The sequence below is a fragment of the Pseudomonas sp. ATCC PTA-122608 genome (genome assembly GCF_001952855.1).
Classification (GTDB): domain Bacteria; phylum Pseudomonadota; class Gammaproteobacteria; order Pseudomonadales; family Pseudomonadaceae; genus Aquipseudomonas.
The window spans coordinates 213,620-230,178 of sequence record NZ_LPNO01000001.1 but is presented as its reverse complement, the minus strand read 5'-3'; the positions used below and the strand labels follow the sequence as shown (position 1 = coordinate 230,178).

General features: G+C 61.1%; 17 protein-coding genes. 12 read left to right on the top strand and 5 right to left on the bottom strand.

Translation table 11 applies throughout. From position 1 onward, the window contains the following. Positions 1-405 precede the first annotated feature (405 nt). Together rpmB and rpmG are read left to right on the top strand one after the other, a co-directional pair. Complete coding sequence (rpmB, locus tag AU074_RS01135; RefSeq protein ID WP_003213263.1) at positions 406-639, top strand: 50S ribosomal protein L28; 234 nt, start codon at positions 406-408, stop codon at positions 637-639. A gap of 11 nt (positions 640-650) precedes the next feature. Then, complete coding sequence (gene rpmG / locus AU074_RS01130) at positions 651-806, top strand: 50S ribosomal protein L33 (protein ID WP_003176906.1); 156 nt, start codon at positions 651-653, stop codon at positions 804-806. Positions 807-877: 71 nt separating this feature from the next. Here rpmG and AU074_RS01125 read toward each other — a convergent pair whose 3' ends face one another. Beyond that, positions 878-1,240 carry a cupin domain-containing protein gene (locus tag AU074_RS01125; protein WP_003213261.1) on the bottom strand — a complete coding sequence of 121 codons (363 nt, stop codon included), beginning with the start codon at positions 1,238-1,240 and terminating at the stop codon, positions 878-880. 230 nt (positions 1,241-1,470) lie between these two features. Between AU074_RS01125 and AU074_RS01120 the strand changes: the two genes are divergently transcribed. Continuing rightward, on the top strand, positions 1,471-2,964 hold the full coding sequence (locus AU074_RS01120) for an aldehyde dehydrogenase (RefSeq protein WP_017476698.1): 1,494 nt from the start codon (positions 1,471-1,473) through the stop codon (positions 2,962-2,964). Positions 2,965-3,127: 163 nt separating this feature from the next. Continuing rightward, a complete protein-coding gene (locus AU074_RS01115) occupies positions 3,128-4,270 on the top strand; it encodes an MFS transporter (RefSeq protein WP_076013146.1) in 1,143 nt (380 codons plus the stop codon). A 90-nt stretch (positions 4,271-4,360) separates the two neighbouring features. On the opposite strand, the gene AU074_RS01110 is transcribed toward AU074_RS01115, so the two are convergent. Both AU074_RS01110 and AU074_RS01105 read right to left on the bottom strand, forming a co-directional pair. After that, positions 4,361-5,923 (bottom strand): phospholipase D family protein, encoded by a 1,563-nt coding sequence (locus AU074_RS01110; protein WP_076013145.1) that lies wholly within the window; start codon positions 5,921-5,923, stop codon positions 4,361-4,363. A 62-nt stretch (positions 5,924-5,985) separates the two neighbouring features. Next, positions 5,986-7,410 (bottom strand): PLP-dependent aminotransferase family protein, encoded by a 1,425-nt coding sequence (locus AU074_RS01105; protein WP_076013144.1) that lies wholly within the window; start codon positions 7,408-7,410, stop codon positions 5,986-5,988. A 165-nt stretch (positions 7,411-7,575) separates the two neighbouring features. Here AU074_RS01105 and AU074_RS01100 point away from each other — a divergent pair, with 165 nt between their 5' ends. After that, a complete protein-coding gene (locus AU074_RS01100) occupies positions 7,576-7,812 on the top strand; it encodes a DUF1127 domain-containing protein (RefSeq protein WP_076013143.1) in 237 nt (78 codons plus the stop codon). Position 7,813: 1 nt separating this feature from the next. On the opposite strand, the gene AU074_RS01095 is transcribed toward AU074_RS01100, so the two are convergent. Next, positions 7,814-9,106 carry an FAD-binding oxidoreductase gene (locus tag AU074_RS01095; protein WP_076013142.1) on the bottom strand — a complete coding sequence of 431 codons (1,293 nt, stop codon included), beginning with the start codon at positions 9,104-9,106 and terminating at the stop codon, positions 7,814-7,816. 115 nt (positions 9,107-9,221) lie between these two features. Between AU074_RS01095 and AU074_RS01090 the strand changes: the two genes are divergently transcribed. After that, positions 9,222-9,575, top strand: coding sequence for a YkgJ family cysteine cluster protein (locus AU074_RS01090; protein ID WP_008439419.1), 354 nt, complete (start codon positions 9,222-9,224; stop codon positions 9,573-9,575). Between the two features lie 126 nt (positions 9,576-9,701). Here AU074_RS01090 and AU074_RS01085 read toward each other — a convergent pair whose 3' ends face one another. Further along, the gene (locus tag AU074_RS01085) at positions 9,702-10,190 is read right to left on the bottom strand and encodes an Lrp/AsnC ligand binding domain-containing protein (RefSeq protein ID WP_003206849.1); all 489 of its coding nucleotides are present in this window, start codon (positions 10,188-10,190) and stop codon (positions 9,702-9,704) included. 156 nt (positions 10,191-10,346) lie between these two features. Between AU074_RS01085 and dadA the strand changes: the two genes are divergently transcribed. From dadA to AU074_RS01055, 6 genes are all read left to right on the top strand, one after another. After that, complete coding sequence (gene dadA, locus AU074_RS01080) at positions 10,347-11,648, top strand: D-amino acid dehydrogenase (protein WP_063033857.1); 1,302 nt, start codon at positions 10,347-10,349, stop codon at positions 11,646-11,648. Next, entirely contained in the window at positions 11,620-11,973 is a 354-nt protein-coding gene (locus AU074_RS01075; protein WP_017476691.1) for a RidA family protein, read from the top strand. The genes dadA and AU074_RS01075 overlap by 29 nt, the downstream gene beginning before the upstream one ends. 79 nt (positions 11,974-12,052) lie before the next feature. Next, a complete protein-coding gene (gene alr, locus AU074_RS01070; protein WP_076013141.1) occupies positions 12,053-13,129 on the top strand; it encodes an alanine racemase in 1,077 nt (358 codons plus the stop codon). A 116-nt stretch (positions 13,130-13,245) separates the two neighbouring features. After that, positions 13,246-13,794, top strand: a complete 549-nt coding sequence (locus tag AU074_RS01065) for a cupin domain-containing protein (protein WP_003208755.1) — start codon at positions 13,246-13,248, stop codon at positions 13,792-13,794. A gap of 182 nt (positions 13,795-13,976) precedes the next feature. Continuing rightward, positions 13,977-14,393 carry a cytochrome c5 family protein gene (locus AU074_RS01060; protein ID WP_076013140.1) on the top strand — a complete coding sequence of 139 codons (417 nt, stop codon included), beginning with the start codon at positions 13,977-13,979 and terminating at the stop codon, positions 14,391-14,393. 135 nt (positions 14,394-14,528) lie between these two features. After that, positions 14,529-16,451 carry an acetyl-CoA hydrolase/transferase C-terminal domain-containing protein gene (locus AU074_RS01055; RefSeq protein ID WP_076013139.1) on the top strand — a complete coding sequence of 641 codons (1,923 nt, stop codon included), beginning with the start codon at positions 14,529-14,531 and terminating at the stop codon, positions 16,449-16,451. The last annotated feature ends 108 nt before the right edge of the window (positions 16,452-16,559 follow it).

The following is a 16,559-nucleotide window of genomic DNA, read 5'->3' as shown; positions in this document are numbered from 1 at the left end:
TCCTACCGTAGTGGGCTGATTGACAAATGACTAGCCCATTTTTGCCTGTGCTTTTGCCTCAAATACTGTTTTGATGGCGCCTCAGGTCGTTTTGCCGGGCACTTTGCAGTGCGCGCGGGCGCTGTAAATCATTCTGTGCGACGAGCGGTTAGCTTCTATAGCGGCCCACCCTGGCAACGGTTCAGGCGTCCATAGCCTGGATTTACGCGTGTAAAAACACACGGCCTGTTGTTGCACTGGGGTCTTTCTGGTATAAAGCAGCGCTCTTTTCTAGGGGCCCGGTTCCTTCGCTAGTAGGTGTAGCCGGTAAGACCCTAAAGAAACGCGGCGCCTGGCGCCAAATGACTGAGAGATTAAGCGGCCAACCCATGCCGGGTTGGGCATGTGGTTTTAGAGGGCTGAGGCATGTCGAGAGTCTGTCAAGTTACCGGTAAGGGTCCGGTGACTGGGAATAACATTTCCCACGCAAACAACAAAACCCGTCGTCGTTTCCTGCCAAACCTGCAGCATCATCGCTTTTGGGTTGAAGAAGAGAAACGTTTTGTCCGTCTGCGCGTATCTGCCAAAGGCATGCGTGTTATCGACAAGCGTGGCATCACTGTCGTGCTGGCCGAACTGCGCCGCGACGGCAAAATCTAAGGAGCTAAATCATGCGTGAATTGATTCGAATGATCTCTAGCGCCGGTACTGGTCACTTCTACACTACCGACAAGAACAAGCGTACTACCCCGGACAAGCTCGAAAAGAAAATGTTCGACCCGCGCGTTCGCAAGCACGTGATCTACAAAGAAGGCAAAATCAAGTAATTGGTTTTCTTCCTTGTGAAAAAAAGCCCGTATCTCACGATGCGGGCTTTTTTTTGTGCCTGAAAAATTGATCAGGCCTTTTCTTCGAACACCACGTAGATCTTGCGGCAGGGTTCCAGCACTTCCCAGGTGCCGCTGAAACCGGCCGGAATGACGAAGCGGTCACCGGCGCGCAAGGTCTTGGCGTTGCCATCGGCGTCGCGCAATACAGAGACGCCCTGCACGATCTCGCAGTATTCATGCTCGGTGTAGTTGACCTTCCACTGCCCGACTTCACCTTCCCAGACCCCGGCGCTCATCTGGCCGCATGGACTGTTGTAATGGTTGTAGACGGTTTGCTCAGGGTCACCCTTGAGGATTTTCTCCGCAGCCGGACGGTAGCGGTCAGGCTCGGTCCTGGCCTGGCTGAAGTCGACGATATTCTGGATGTTCATGGGCGTGTCCCGTCTGGCCTGCGGTTGGAGAGCTCAAAGTCTATGTTTATTAAAATGAACATCGCAAGGGCGTTTGCTGCCGTTATGTCAAATATATTGAAACATCCATCGCCGCTGGTTTAGGGTGGCAGCTGCCTTGAGCCGAACAGCTGGCTGGCCGGGCAAGCATTCTTCGAAGGTGCCTGGGTACATCGCCCGGCCCTTGTATTCAATAAGAGGAGGACACTCGCATGACCACCCTGACCCGTGCCGACTGGGAACAACGCGCCAAGGATCTGAAGATCGAAGGCCGCGCCTACATCAATGGCGAATACACCGCCGCGGTTTCCGGCGACACGTTCGAATGCCTCAGCCCGGTCGATGGCCGTCTGCTGGCCACCGTTGCCAGCTGTGACGTCGCCGACGCCCAGCGCGCTGTTGAAAACGCCCGCGCCACCTTCAATTCCGGTGCCTGGTCACGCCTGGCGCCGGCCAAGCGCAAAGCCACCATGATCCGTTTCGCCGGCTTGCTCAAGGCCAACGCCGAAGAGTTGGCACTGCTTGAAACCCTGGACATGGGCAAACCGATCAGTGACTCCCTGAACATCGACGTTCCAGGCGCGGCGCAAGCCCTGAGCTGGAGCGGTGAGGCCATCGACAAGATCTACGATGAAGTCGCTGCCACGCCCCACGACCAACTGGGCCTGGTGACCCGCGAGCCAGTGGGCGTTGTCGCGGCTATCGTGCCGTGGAACTTCCCGCTGATGATGGCCTGCTGGAAACTCGGGCCGGCGCTGTCCACCGGTAACTCGGTGATCCTCAAGCCGTCTGAAAAGTCGCCGCTGACCGCCATCCGCATCGCCGAGCTGGCGGTTGAAGCCGGTATCCCGAAAGGCGTGTTCAACGTGCTGCCGGGCTATGGACACACCGTGGGTAACGCCCTGGCGCTGCACATGGACGTCGACACCCTGGTGTTCACCGGTTCCACCAAGATCGCCAAGCAACTGCTGATTCGTTCCGGTGAGTCGAACATGAAGCGCGTCTGGCTGGAAGCTGGCGGCAAGAGCCCGAACATCGTGTTCGCCGATGCTCCGGATCTGCAAGCCGCTGCCGAATCCGCCGCCGGCGCCATCGCCTTCAACCAGGGCGAAGTGTGCACCGCCGGTTCGCGCCTGCTGGTGGAGCGTTCGATCAAGGATAAATTCCTGCCGCTGGTGATCGAGGCCCTCAAGGCCTGGAAGCCGGGCAACCCGCTGGACCCGGCCACCACGGTCGGCGCGCTGGTGGATACCCAGCAGATGAACACTGTGCTGTCGTACATCGAAGCCGGGCATGCCGATGGCGCCAAGCTGGTGGCCGGCGGCAAGCGCACGCTGCAGGAAAGCGGTGGCACCTATGTCGAGCCAACGATCTTCGACGGCGTGACCAACGCCATGAAGATCGCCCAGGAAGAAATCTTCGGCCCCGTGCTGTCGGTGATTGCCTTCGACAGCGTGGAAGAAGCCATTGCGATCGCCAACGACACCCAATACGGCCTGGCCGCTGCGGTGTGGACGTCGAACATCTCCAAGGCGCACCTGACCGCCAAGGCACTGCGTGCCGGTAGCGTTTGGGTCAACCAGTACGATGGCGGCGACATGACTGCACCGTTCGGTGGTTTCAAGCAATCGGGTAACGGCCGCGACAAGTCGCTGCACGCGTTCGACAAGTACACCGAGCTGAAGGCGACCTGGATCAAGTTGTAAGTAATCCCGGCGACTCCCTGTAGGAGCGAGCTTGCTCGCGAAGGACTTGAACGATGACGCGGGCATTCTGAATGCACGCGGTGCTCTCAAGTTTTTCGCGAGCTAGCTCGCTCCTACAGTTCGTTTGCGGCCCTGAAAAATAATGATCCACAGGAGCGTGGAAATGCGTTGGGCGACCTATTTCGCCGTGTTGGCGTCGGTCTTGAGCGTGGGCCTAGCCTTGGGCGTGAGCATGCCGCTGGTGTCCCTGCGCCTGGAAAGCTGGGGCTACGGCAGCTTCGCCATCGGCGTCATGGCGGCGATGCCGGCCTTCGGTGTGCTGCTTGGTGCCAAGGTCTCCAGCGGCCTGGCTTCGCGCCTGGGCACGGCGAACCTGATGCGCCTGTGCCTGTGGGCCGGGGCGATTTCCATCGGTTTGCTGGCGGTATTGCCCAGCTACCCGGTGTGGCTGGTGCTGCGGCTGATGATCGGGGTGATCCTGACCATCGTGTTTATCCTCGGCGAAAGCTGGATCAACCAACTGGTAATCGAGCGCTGGCGCGGCCGTCTGGTGGCGCTGTATGGCTGCAGCTATGCGTTGAGCCAACTGTCAGGCCCGTTGCTGCTGGGCGCGCTGGGTACGGATAACGACATTGGCTTCTGGGTGGGCGTTGGTCTGCTGACGTTCTCGCCGATCCTCCTGCTGGGCCGTTCCGGTGCGCCGACTGCCGAGTCCTTCAGCGTGACCTTCGGCGACTTGCTGCGCTTTTGCCAGGGCTTGCCGGCGATTGCCTGGGCGGTGGCGTTATTCGCCGCGTTCGAGGCGATGATTCTTACGCTGTTGCCGGTGTACTGCCTGCAACAGGGCTTCACCGCCGAGATTGCCTTGGCAATGGTCAGCACCGTGGTGGTCGGTGATGCGTTGCTGCAACTGCCGATTGGTGCGCTGGCGGACTACCTGCCTCGGCGCACGCTGTTTCTCGGCTGCGCGCTGATGCTGCTGGTGACGAGCCTGGCGATTCCGCTGTTGCTCGATACGCTGATGATCTGGCCGGTGTGGGTGCTGTTCGGGGCCAGTGCCGGTGGGTTGTTCACCCTGTCACTGATCCTGATTGGCGAGCGCTACCGCGACGACGCGCTGGTGCGCGCCAATGCGCATATCGCGCAGCTGTGGGGCATTGGCTGCTTGATCGGCCCACTGGTGGCCGGTGCCGGCAGCCAGTGGATCAGCGGGCATGCGTTGCCGCTGTTGATGGCGGCGGGAGCGCTGGGATTGGTGATTCTGCTGCTTCGCCAAGGTGCATTCGGCGCGACACAGCCCGTGTAGGAGCAAGCTTGCCCGCGATGGTCGTCAACGATAACGTTTGCTGCCTGAAAGAACGCGGTGCTCTCGGGTTTTTCGCGAGCAAGCTTGCTCCTACAACATGCGCTCCAGGCCGACGCTGGTAGCAAACCAGGCATTGAACCGGCGCCACCAACTGCCGGGTTCACGGGTCAGGGTGTGCAGTTGGCCGTTGTCTTCGGTCACCCACACCACCTGGCCGTCCTGCAGTTTCGCCTGATAGCTCAACGGGGGCGCCATGCCCTCCAGTGCCAGGTTGCGCACGTGCTCCGCCAGCTCGGGGCTGTCCACCAGCACCCCGACTTCGGTGTTCCACAGCACCGAGCGCGGGTCGAAGTTGAATGAGCCGATGAAGGATTTCTCCCGGTCAAAGATGATCGCCTTGCTGTGCAGGCTGGAATCCGAGCCGTGGAAAGTGCCCTTGCGGAACAGATGAGGGCCGCTGCCGCCTCCGTCTCCCGGCTGGCGGCGCAATTCGTACAGCTTTACCCCGTGCTCCAGCAATGCCTTGCGATAGGGCGCATAACCACCGTGCACGGCCGGCACGTCGGTGGCTTCCAGGGAGTTGGTCAGCAGACTCACCGATACCCCGGCGTCCGCGCGCCCGGTCAGGTACACCAGCCCGGGCTGCCCGGGCACGAAGTAAGCCGAAATCATCATCAGCTCATGGCTGACACCTTCCAGCTCCGGCGCCAATTGGGTGGTCAGTAGCAGTCGCGGATCCGGATCGGCCTTGGCCAGTACCTTACTCGGCGCATCCCACAGCGCCTGGTTCCAGGCCCAGATCAGCTCGCGGCGCCAGATGTCCATGCGCGGCTGAGTCTTGTAAGTGCGCAGGCGGTTGTACAGCGCATGATTTTGCTGGCGCGATTCGGCGAGGGATTCCTCGAGGCGTATGCGGGCGCTGGCCAGGTCGCCTTTGGTGGCGCTGCTGACGAAGTCACCGATGGGTTTGCTCAGGGCGCTGTTCCAGTACTGATCGAAACTGTGGCCCAGTTGCTCGGCCACCGGCCCCACGCTGAGCATGTCGATATCGGTAAAGTTGAGGTTGGGTTCGGCGTCGAAATACTCATCCCCCAGGTTGCGCCCGCCGACGATGGCGACGCTGTTGTCCGCCAGCCACAGTTTGTTGTGCATGCGCCGATGTTGCAGCGACAGGTCGAACAGCCGCGCCATGGCACGGGTCACGCCGGTGCTGCGGCCCAGGTGCAGCGGGTTGAACAGGCGAATCTGGATCTGCGGGTGGGCGGCGAGGGTGGCGATGATCTGGTCCAGGCCGTCGCTGGTGGTGTCGTCCAGCAGGATGCGCACGCGCACGCCACGGTCGGCAGCCTTGAGCAATTCATCCACCAGCATCCGCGTACTGATGCCGTCGTGGACGATGTAGTACTGCAAGTCGAGGCTGGTCTGTGCGTTGCGGATCAGTTCGGCACGGGCCATGAAGGCTTCGCTGCTGTTGGGCAGCAGGCGGAATCCGGAGCGGCCTTTGTACGGTGCGGCCTGGGCCAGGATCGAGCGGCCGAAGGACGACTCGTTGGCCGGCAGCGCCTCGCTGGGCGTGCGTGGCGCGTTGATGGTGGCGCAGCCGCCCAGGGTCAGCATGCCCAGCAGGAAAAACGGTAATAGCCGTTGGGTCATCAATGACGTGGGTTCCGAATCAGGGCGGTTGTCGGCATATGACGGCTATTTCCCGAGAAAGGTCAGTCCGCGGCTTCGGCCAGCAACTTGATGGCCGTTGCGCCGACCTTGCGCACGGCCTCTTCAATCTGCGGCGTTGGTTTGGCAGCGTAGTTCATGCGCAGGCAATTCCTGTACTTGCCGGAGGCGGAAAAGATACTTCCCACAGCAATCTGTACACCTTCATCCAGCAACAACCGGTTGAGCTTCAGGGTGTCGAAGCCTTCCGGTAATTCCACCCACAGCATGAAACTGCCCTGTGGACGGCTGGCGCGGGTGCCAGCCGGGAAGTAACGGCTGACCCAATCGAGCATCAGGTCGCGATTACGCTGGTATTGCGTACGCATCCGCCGCAAATGCGGTTCGAAATGACCATCTTTCAGGAATTCGGCAATCGCAATCTGCGGCTGCGTTGCGGTGGAGCCGGTGCTGATGTATTTCATGTGCAGCACGCGCTCCAGGTACCGACCGGGTGCTACCCAGCCGATCCGCAGGCCCGGCGCCAGGGTCTTCGAGAAGGAGCTGCACAGGACGACGCGGCCATCTTCGTCGAAGGACTTGATGGTGCGTGGGCGCGGGTAGCTGTAGGCCAGTTCGCCATACACATCGTCTTCGATGATTGCCACGTCAAAGCGCTGGGCCAAGGTCAGCAGCGCGCGTTTGCGCGACTCCGGCATGATGTAGCCCAGCGGGTTGTTGCAGTTGGGGGTCAGCTGTATGACTTTGATCGGCCACTGTTCCAGCGCCAGCTCCAGCGCATCCAGGCTGATACCGGTGAGCGGGTCGGTGGGGATTTCCAGGGCTTTCATGCCCAGGCCTTTGAGGGTCTGCATGGCGCCGTGGAAGCTTGGCGAGTCGACGGCTACGATGTCGCCCGGCTCGCAGATGGCGTGGATACTGGCGGACAGCGCTTCATGGCAACCGGTGGTGATCACCAGGTCCTGGGGCGTCAGTTGGCAGCCTGAATCGAGCATCAGGCGCGCGATCTGTTCGCGCAGCTCCAGGTTGCCGTGGATGGTGTCGTAATACAGTCCCGGCATGTCCTGGCGCCGACTGATCCGGGCGAGGCTGCGCAGCAGCGGTTTCATGGTCGGCGACAATACATCCGGCATGCCACGGCCCAACTGTATGGTGTCTTTGCGTGGCACCGCGCGGATCAGTTCCAGCACTTGGTCCCATTGGGAAATCTCCACCGGGCGCTGGGCCGGGCGGCCTACTGCCGGGAGTGCCGGTAAGTCGCGGCCTACCGGTACAAAGTAGCCAGATTTGGGTTTGGGCATCGCCAGGCCGTTGTCTTCCAGCATACGGTAGGCCTGCTGTACGGTGCTCAGGCTCACCCCGTGCTCCACGCTCAAGGCCCGCACCGACGGCAATCGATCGCCCGGGCGATAAAAGCCCTGCTCGATTCGCGTGCCCAACAGTTCGGCGAGGTTGACGTATAGGGTCATGGCGATGCTTCCCGATTACCAGTACAGATAGGCTGAAAATACAGGATTCAGCCGCCTATAGGCAGTATCTGTATGGATTTAATACTGGGTGGTTGAATCTGTCATGGTTTTGCGCGCCGGCTCATCCTACGTACTCATGGCAATACGTAAATGAGGGGCAGGAAAATGAGCGGTTTGAGCGATGTGCGGTTGGCGTTACACAGTCAGGAACTGGAAGCCGGGCAGGAGCGGCGTATGGCGGCGCGTCACGAGGCCCCGGCACTCCGCTCCTGGGCGTTGTTCTGGCACCGCATGCACACGCGCAAGACCTTGCTGGAACTGACCCCGGAGCAACTGCGTGACGTGGGCCTGAGTGTCGAACAGGCGCGCCAGGAAGGCTTGAAACCCTTCTGGCGCGGTTGATTCAGACCAGTTCTTTCAACCGGTGCCAGAGCATTCCCAGCGCCAACAGCGGCGAGCGCAAATGCTTGCCGCCCGGGAAGGTGATGTGCGGCACCTTGGCAAACAGATCAAAACGCCCGCTTTGCTGGCCGCTGATGGCTTCGCCCAGCAGTTTGCCCGCCAGGTGGGTGGCATTGAGGCCGTGACCCGCATAGGCCTGGGCGAAATACACGTTGGGTTGGTCGGCCAGCCGGCCAATCTGCGGCAGGCGGTTGGCGCCGATGCCGATCATGCCGCCCCATTGGTAGTCGATTTTTACGTTGGCCAACTGCGGGAACACCTGGAGCATCTTGGGGCGCATGTAGGCGCCAATGTCCTGTGGGTCGCGTCCGGAATAATGGCAGGCACCGCCGAACAGCAAGCGTCGGTCGGCGGACAAGCGGAAGTAGTCCACTGTCACTCGCTGATCACACACCGCCATGTTCTGCGGCAGCAGCTCGGCCGCCTGGGCTTCGCTCAACGGCTCGGTGGCGATGATGTAGCTGCCGGCGGGCAGCACCTTGCCGCTCAGGTGCGGGTTAAGGCCGTTCAAATAAGCATTGCAGCCCAGCACCAGGGTCTTGGCGCGCACGTTGCCCTGAGCCGTGTGAACGTTGACCTCCGGGCCGTAATCAATCCGCACCGCCTCGGAATGCTCGAACAACTGGACGCCCAACTGCTGTGCCGCTGCTGCCTCGCCGAGGGCCAAGTTCAGCGGGTGCAGGTGGCCGGAGCCCATGTCGATCATGCCGCCAACATAGCGGTTGGAGCCGATCACACTGCGCATCTCGCTCGCTTGCAGCAGGCGCACTTCATGGCGATAGCCAAGGCCTTGCAGCTCTTCGGCGTCGGCGGCCAGGTGTTCCAGGTCGCGGGGTTTGTTGGCCAGGTCGCAGTAACCCCAGGTCAGGTCGCAGGCGATCTGCGAACGATCGACCCGCTGGCGCACGATTTCCACGGCTTCCAGGCCCATCAGTTTCATCTGGCGCACGCCCTCGGCGCCGATGACGTTGGTGAACTGGTCGAGTCCATGGCCGACACCACGAATCAGCTGCCCGCCATTGCGCCCGCTGGCGCCCCAGGCAATCTTGCGGGCTTCCAGCAACACCACGCTGAAACCACGCTCAGCCAGTTCCAGGGCGGTGTTAAGCCCCGAAAAGCCGCCGCCAACCACGCACACATCGGCCACGATCTCACCTGTCAGCACTGGATAATCAGGCTGCGGGAAACTGCTGGCGGCGTAGTAGGAATTGGCGTGCCGGGCGCTGGCGGTCATGGGGAGCATCCCTGTTTGGAAAATTTGACGCAGGATACAGCGGTCGGGCGAAGCTGTCTCACCGGGGGCTTTTAGGGCAGAATCCACGCCTATTCGCCGTTCGGTCCCTGTGTCGATGAGTTGCAACAGTCAGAAAGTCAACGCGCTGCGCCGGCAGATTCCCTCGTTCGAGTGCGTCCCGGGTTGCCACGACTGCTGTGGGCCGGTAACCACGTCCACCGAGGAAATGTCGCGCCTGCCGCGCAAGACCGCTGCCGAGCAGGAAGCGGCGATGGACGAGCTCAACTGCGTGCACCTGGGCCCCAATGGCTGCACCGTTTACGACGAGCGCCCGCTGATTTGCCGGCTGTTCGGCACCACGCCGACCTTGCCATGCCCCAACGACCGCCGCCCGGTGGAGTTGATCCACCCACGGGTGGAAAAGCAGATTCACGCGTACATGGCGTCGACGCGTCAGGTATTGGTCTAGCGGATGTCCCCGATCAACTAGTGTGTGCGGGCTTGCTCGCGAATGCGGTGGATCAGTGGATATAGGGTTGGCTGGCATGCCGCCTTCGCGAGCAAGCCCGCTCCCACATTGGCCTGTGGTGCTGTCTTAATCCGGGATCGGCAGGTTCAGGCTCTCCTTCACCTCTTCCATCACGATATAGCTCTTGGATTCCCTTACGTGGGGCAGCTTGAGCAGGATATCGCCGAGCAATTTGCGGTAGGACGCCATCTCGGAGATGCGCGCCTTCACCAGGTAGTCGAAATCCCCCGACACCAGATGGCACTCCAGCACGTGGGGCAGTTTCAGCACGGCGCGTCGGAATTCTTCAAAGGTGTCGCCGGACTTGTAGTCGAGGCTGATCTCGACAAACACCAGCAGGCTGCCCTTCAAATGCTGCGGATTGAGCCGGGCGTTGTAGCCCATGATGATCCCTTCGCGCTCCAGGCGCCGGACACGCTCGGTGCACGGTGTGGTCGACAGGCCGACCTTTTCCCCCAGCTCAGTAAACGAAATTCGCCCGTCAGCCTGCAGGATGCGCAGGATGTTACGGTCGATCTTGTCCAGCTCCCGCTTGGTCTGAGTGTTGGTCCGCATAGGGGATGCTCCTCCGTGAAAAGGGTTTTTGCCGAGAATTGTCGCCAAATATAGGCAGTTATATAGTGAAATGCACTGGTGATTGCTTTTTATACTGCCCACATCTTTGTGCTGAACAACAAACGTCAGCGGTCAAGCCGTGATGAGGGAATAAAAATGCGCGTTCTGGTCTTGGGTAGCGGTGTCATTGGCGTGGCCAGTGCCTACTATTTGGCACGAGCTGGTTTTGAAGTGGTCGTGGTCGACCGTCAGCCGGCTGTGGCCATGGAGACCAGTTTCGCCAACGCCGGGCAGATCTCGCCGGGCTACGCCTCGCCATGGGCTGCACCAGGTGTGCCGCTCAAGGCCATCAAATGGCTGCTGGAGCGCCACGCACCCCTCGCGATCAAGGCCACCGCCGATATTGATCAGTACCTGTGGATGGCGCAGATGCTGCGCAACTGTACCGCCAGCCGCTATGCGGTGAACAAGGAGCGCATGGTGCGTCTGTCTGAGTACAGCCGCGACTGCATCGATGAGCTGCGCGCCGAGACGGGCATTGCCTACGAAGGCCGCACCTTGGGGACCACGCAGTTGTTCCGTACCCAGGCCCAGCTGGACGGTGCCGCCAAGGACATCGCCGTGTTGAAAGAGTCTGGCGTGCCTTACGAGCTGCTGGACCGCGCCGGCATTGCCCGCGTCGAGCCGGCCCTGGCCAGCGTTACGGATATCCTCGCCGGTGCCCTGCGCCTGCCGAACGACCAGACCGGCGACTGCCAGATGTTTACCACCCGCCTTGCCGACATGTGCAAGCAGCTGGGAGTCGAATTCCGCTTCGAGCAAGATATCCAGCGCCTGGACTACGCCGGTGACCGGATCAACGGCGTGTGGATCGACGGCAAGCTGGAAACCGCCGATCGCTACGTGCTGGCCCTCGGCAGCTACTCGCCGAAACTGCTCAAGCCACTGGGGATCAAGGCGCCGGTGTACCCGCTCAAGGGTTACTCGATGACCGTGCCGATCACCAACGCGGCGATGGCCCCGACTTCGACCATTCTTGACGAGACCTACAAGGTCGCGATCACCCGTTTCGACAACCGCATCCGCGTCGGTGGCATGGCTGAGATAGCCGGTTTTGACCTGTCGCTGAACCCGCGTCGGCGGGAAACCCTGGAGATGATCGTCAACGACCTTTATCCTCAGGGCGGTGATTTGAGCCAGGCCAGTTTCTGGACCGGCCTGCGCCCGACCACGCCAGACGGCACGCCGATTGTCGGTGCTACCCCGTTCAAAAACCTGTTCCTGAACACCGGTCACGGCACCCTCGGCTGGACCATGGCCTGTGGCTCTGGTCGTTTGCTGGCCGATTTGATGGCGAAGAAAACCCCGCAAATCAGTGCCGAAGGCCTCGATATTTCCCGTTATGGCAACCACCAGGAGTCCGCAAAACATGTCAATCCAGCGCCAGCTCACCAATGAGCGCATGAGCCAGATCGTTGTTCACAGCGGTACCGTGTATCTGGCAGGGCAGGTCGGCGACGACATGAGTGCCGGGATTGAGCAGCAGACCCGCGAAACCCTCGTCAATATCGAGCGTTTGCTGGACCTGGCCGGTACCGACAAGACCAAGCTGCTGTCGGTGACCATCTACCTGAAAGACATCGACGCTGATTTCGCCGGGATGAACGCGGTATGGGACAGGTGGCTGCCAAAAGGCGTCGCGCCGGCCCGTGCCACGGTTGAAGCGAAACTCTGCGAACCGGAAATCCTGGTGGAGCTGTCGGTTGTGGCCGCTCTGCCTTAAGCAAAACTCCTCTCCCGGTGCCCGCGCAGTCAGTGGGTGCCGGTTTTTTCTTCTCACTGCCGCCTAGAAGCCCGCCGCCATGCGTCCTGCCCGTGCCCTGATCGACCTCCAAGCCCTGCGCCACAACTACCAACTGGCCCGTGAAGTCACGGGTGGGGCCAAGGCCCTCGCCGTGATCAAGGCCGATGCCTACGGCCACGGTGCCGTGCGCGTTGCCCAGGCGCTGGAAGCCGAGGCGGACGGCTTTGCGGTGGCCTGCATCGAGGAAGCGCTGGAACTGCGGGCCGCCGGAATTCGCGGGCCGGTGCTGTTGCTCGAAGGTTTTTTCGAAGCCGACGAACTGCCGCTGATCATCGAGCATGATTTCTGGTGCGTGGTGCATTCGCTGTGGCAGTTAGATGCAATTGAACAGGCGCAGCTCAGCCAGCCGCTGACCGTCTGGCTCAAGCTTGATTCGGGCATGCACCGTGTCGGCTTGCACCCCAAGGATTATCACGACGCTTACCAGCGCCTGCTGGCCAGCGGCAAAGTCGCGAAGATTGTGCTGATGAGCCACTTCGCCCGTGCCGATGAGCTGGACAGCACCAGCAGCGAAGAGCAGGTGGCGGTATTTGAAGCGGCGCGCCAGGGCCTGTCGGCCCAGGTCAGCCTGCGCAATTCGCCGTCGGTGCTGGGCTGGCCGAACGTTTCCAGTGACTGGGTACGCCCGGGCATCATGCTCTACGGCGCCACGCCGTTTGGCGAAAACCAGGCCATCGCCGCGCGTTTGCAGCCGGTGATGACCCTCGAATCGAAAGTCATCTGCGTACGTGAACTGCCGGCCGGTGAGCCGGTGGGTTACGGCGCCAGGTTCATCACGCCGAAACCGATGCGCGTCGGCGTGGTTGCCATGGGTTATGCCGACGGCTACCCGCGCCACGCGCCCACCGGCACGCCAGTGCTGGTGGCCGGTCAGCGCAGCCAGTTGCTGGGCCGGGTGTCGATGGACATGCTGTGTATCGACCTGACCGACGTGCCTCAAGCCGAGCTCGGCTCCACCGTCGAGTTGTGGGGCAAAAACATCCTCGCCAGTGACGTTGCCACCGCCGCCGACACCATTCCCTACCAGATCTTCTGCAACCTGCGCCGGGTGCCACGGCTCTATTCCGGCGCTTGAGCGGCACCCACGAATGGCAGATCCCGGGATTTAGGCCAAAGTGTTGTAAATACTGAACGCTGTCGCCATGATAACGCTCAATTACAACAACGCCTGAATCCTAGGAGGCTCCTGCATTGGACGTCGGCGAACGACTGCAATCCATCCGTAAACTGAAAGGTCTTTCCCAGCGTGAGCTAGCCAAGCGCGCGGGCGTCACCAACAGCACCATTTCGATGATCGAAAAAAACAGTGTCAGCCCCTCCATCAGCTCCTTGCGCAAGGTGCTGGGCGGCATTCCCATGTCGATGGTGGAGTTCTTTTCCGAGGAGATCCTCCAGGAAAAACCGACCCAGATCGTCTATAAAGCCAATGAGCTGATCGATATCTCCGACGGCGCCGTCACCATGAAACTGGTGGGCCGCGCGCACCCGAGCCGGGCGATTGCGTTCCTCAACGAGATCTACCCGCCCGGTGCTGATACCGGCGAAGAGATGCTCACCCATGAGGGCGAGGAAACCGGGATTCTGGTGGAAGGCCGCCTGGAGCTGGTAGTCGGCCTTGAAACTTTTGTGCTCGAAGCCGGCGATAGCTACTACTTTGAAAGCACCAAGCCGCACCGTTTTCGTAATCCGTTCGAAGTGCCGGCGCGACTAATCAGCGCAGCCACACCCGCGAACTTTTAAGAAAAGAGGCGTCCTGCCTATGTCGCAGAGACTCCCGTAGCAGCATTCCGCCCTGCTGAATCTCCCCTTGGTTAATAGGGTTGTTTCGGCGGGGCGGGCTAACCGTTATACTTTCGCCGCCTGCGAAACCGTGGCCGCAGGCGTGAATAGCCACCATTGAGGGTGAACGCGTGAACCTAATTATGAAAATGCTGGCTGCACCAGCAACCGTACTGGCCCTATGGGCTGTCAGCGCTCAAGCTGCGACCAATGATGAAATTGCCAAACGCCTGGAGCCTGTCGGCCAGGTGTGCGTCCAGGGCCAAGAGTGCAAGGGGATGGAAGTAGCAGTGGCTGCGGGCGGTGGCGGTGGCGCGAAATCGCCGGATGACGTAATCGCCAAGCACTGCAACGCTTGCCACGGTACCGGCCTGTTGGGCGCTCCGAAAATTGGCGACACCGCCGCCTGGAAAGACCGCGCTGATCACCAGGGTGGCCTCGACGGCCTGCTGGCGAAGGCCATCACCGGCCTGAACGCCATGCCGCCAAAAGGCACCTGTGCCGACTGCTCGGATGACGAGCTTAAAGGTGCGATCGAGAAGATGTCGGGTCTTAAATAAACCGATCTTCGCCAAAAAAGCCGCTGACCAGCGGCTTTTTTGTGCCTGAAATTTGCCTTTTGAGGCTGTTCTTTGCAGCAAAGACCCGGCAAGCTCGGTCCAACCCCAATTCATGGAATGTTCGGGAGAAGTCGGATGGTGCAGTTGTGTTCAATTGAGCAAGCGGTCGACGACGTACTGGCACGGCTGCCGGCGCATATTCACATGGGCATGCCCTTGGGCCTGGGCAAACCCAACCTGTTCGTCAACGCGCTGTACCGGCGTATCGCCAAGCTGCCGGACCGGGCGCTGACCCTCTACACCGCCCTGGCCCTGGGTCGTCCTACCTTGGGCGACGGTTTGCAGAAGCGCTTCCTCGAACCCTTTATCGAACGGGTCTTCGGTGACTATCCCGAGCTGGATTTCCTCGCCGCCCTGCACAAGGACAATCTGCCGGCCAACATTCATGTGCAGCAGTTTTTCATGCAGCCCGGCAGTTTGTTGCACAGCGCCTCGGCCCAGCAGGATTACGTCAGCAGCAACTACAGCCACGCCGCCCGCGACATCAATGCCGCCGGCCTGAACCTCGTCGCGCAACTGGTGGCCAGCAGCGCCGAACATCCGGACCGCCTGAGCCTGAGCTGCAACCCCGACATCACCCTCGACCTGTTGCCGATGATCGCCAAGCGCCGCGAGGCCGGCGAGACCATTCTGGTGGTGGGCCAGGTTCACAGCGATTTGCCCTACATGCCCGGCGACGCTGAACTGGGCATGGATGAATTCGACTTCCTGATCGACGAGAAGGACAGCACCACGCTGTTCTCCACCCCCAACATGCCAGTGGGTTTCCAAGACCACTTTATCGGTTTGCACGCCAGCACCCTGGTGCGCGACGGTGGCACCTTGCAGATCGGCATCGGCTCCATGGGCGACGCGCTGACCGCCGCCTTGCTGGCGCGCCAGGCGGACAACGAGGCGTATCGCCTGTTGCTCACCGACCTGGATGTGTACCAATGGGCGCCGCTGATCAGCCATGAAGGCGGCGTCGCGCCCTTCGCCCGTGGCCTGTACGGTTGCAGCGAAATGTTCGTCAACGGCTTGCTGGTGTTGGCCGACGCCGGGATTGTGCGGCGCAAGGTGTACCCGGACGTGGCGACCCAGGAGCGGGCCAACGCCGGCACCCTGGACGAAGCGGCGCAGACAGACGGCATTTCGGTGCACGGCGGCTTCTTCCTCGGCCCGCAAAGTTTCTACGAGCGCCTGCGGGATTTGCCCCAGAGCAAGCGCCTGGAGTTCAACATGACCCGCATCAGCTACATCAACGAGCTGTACGGCCAAGAAGAACTCAAGCGCTTGCAGCGCCTGGATGCGCGGTTTATCAACAGCGCGTTTACCGTGACCCTGTTGGGCGCGGGCGTGGCCGACCAGTTGGAAGACGGCCGGGTGCTCAGCGGTGTCGGCGGGCAATACAACTTCGTCGCCCAAGGCCATGCGCTGGAAGGCGCGCGCTCGATTCTGATCCTGCGCAGCTGGCGCGAATCGGGGGGTGATGTCAGCTCCAATATCGTCTGGGAATACGGCCACTGCACGATTCCCCGGCACCTGCGGGACATCGTCATCACCGAATACGGGATCGCGGATTTGCGTGGGCAGACTGATGCCAAGGTGATTGAGCGGCTGCTGAATATCACCGACTCACGATTCCAGGAAGACTTGATCGAACAGGCGCAGAAGGCTGGGAAGTTGCCGAAGGATTTCCAGCTGGATCCGCGGTTTGCCGACAACACGCCGGAGCGTTTGCAGGCGATTCAGGCGCGGCATCCCCGGTTGTTCCCGGAGTATCCGTTGGGCTGTGACTTCACCGATGAAGAGCGGGATTTGTTGCGGGCGTTGAACTGGCTCAAGAGCAAATTCAAGCTGACGGAGATTCTGGAACTGGGCAAGGCGGCGCTGGATGCACCGGAGCCGGAGGCGTTTCCCGAGCATTTGGTGCGGATGCGGTTGGATAAGCCGGAGGGGTTGAAAGAGGACTTGTATCAGCGCCTGTTGCTGGCAGGGCTTCGGGCGACGTCACTGTAGGAGCGAGCTTGCTCGCGAAAAACGTCCAGACAACGCGTTCATCCAGAATGCCAGCGTTATCGTTAACGTTCTTCGCGAGCAAGCTCGCTCCTACAGTATGTGGGTGTC

Excerpts from the sequence above, each read along its gene's own strand:
- AU074_RS01115 (WP_076013146.1), top strand. The coding sequence starts at position 3,128 with ATGCGTTGGGCGACCTATTTCGCCGTGTTGGCGTCGGTCTTGAGCGTG.
- AU074_RS01085 (WP_003206849.1), bottom strand. The coding sequence starts at position 10,190 with ATGCGGACCAACACTCAGACCAAGCGGGAGCTGGACAAGATCGACCGT.
- AU074_RS01100 (WP_076013143.1), top strand. The coding sequence starts at position 7,576 with ATGAGCGGTTTGAGCGATGTGCGGTTGGCGTTACACAGTCAGGAACTG.
- AU074_RS01090 (WP_008439419.1), top strand. The coding sequence starts at position 9,222 with ATGAGTTGCAACAGTCAGAAAGTCAACGCGCTGCGCCGGCAGATTCCC.
- rpmB (WP_003213263.1), top strand. The coding sequence starts at position 406 with ATGTCGAGAGTCTGTCAAGTTACCGGTAAGGGTCCGGTGACTGGGAAT.
- AU074_RS01060 (WP_076013140.1), top strand. The coding sequence starts at position 13,977 with ATGAAAATGCTGGCTGCACCAGCAACCGTACTGGCCCTATGGGCTGTC.
- AU074_RS01075 (WP_017476691.1), top strand. The coding sequence starts at position 11,620 with ATGTCAATCCAGCGCCAGCTCACCAATGAGCGCATGAGCCAGATCGTT.
- dadA (WP_063033857.1), top strand. The coding sequence starts at position 10,347 with ATGCGCGTTCTGGTCTTGGGTAGCGGTGTCATTGGCGTGGCCAGTGCC.
- AU074_RS01125 (WP_003213261.1), bottom strand. The coding sequence starts at position 1,240 with ATGAACATCCAGAATATCGTCGACTTCAGCCAGGCCAGGACCGAGCCT.
- alr (WP_076013141.1), top strand. The coding sequence starts at position 12,053 with ATGCGTCCTGCCCGTGCCCTGATCGACCTCCAAGCCCTGCGCCACAAC.
- AU074_RS01055 (WP_076013139.1), top strand. The coding sequence starts at position 14,529 with ATGGTGCAGTTGTGTTCAATTGAGCAAGCGGTCGACGACGTACTGGCA.
- AU074_RS01120 (WP_017476698.1), top strand. The coding sequence starts at position 1,471 with ATGACCACCCTGACCCGTGCCGACTGGGAACAACGCGCCAAGGATCTG.
- AU074_RS01105 (WP_076013144.1), bottom strand. The coding sequence starts at position 7,410 with ATGACCCTATACGTCAACCTCGCCGAACTGTTGGGCACGCGAATCGAG.
- AU074_RS01095 (WP_076013142.1), bottom strand. The coding sequence starts at position 9,106 with ATGACCGCCAGCGCCCGGCACGCCAATTCCTACTACGCCGCCAGCAGT.
- rpmG (WP_003176906.1), top strand. The coding sequence starts at position 651 with ATGCGTGAATTGATTCGAATGATCTCTAGCGCCGGTACTGGTCACTTC.
- AU074_RS01110 (WP_076013145.1), bottom strand. The coding sequence starts at position 5,923 with ATGACCCAACGGCTATTACCGTTTTTCCTGCTGGGCATGCTGACCCTG.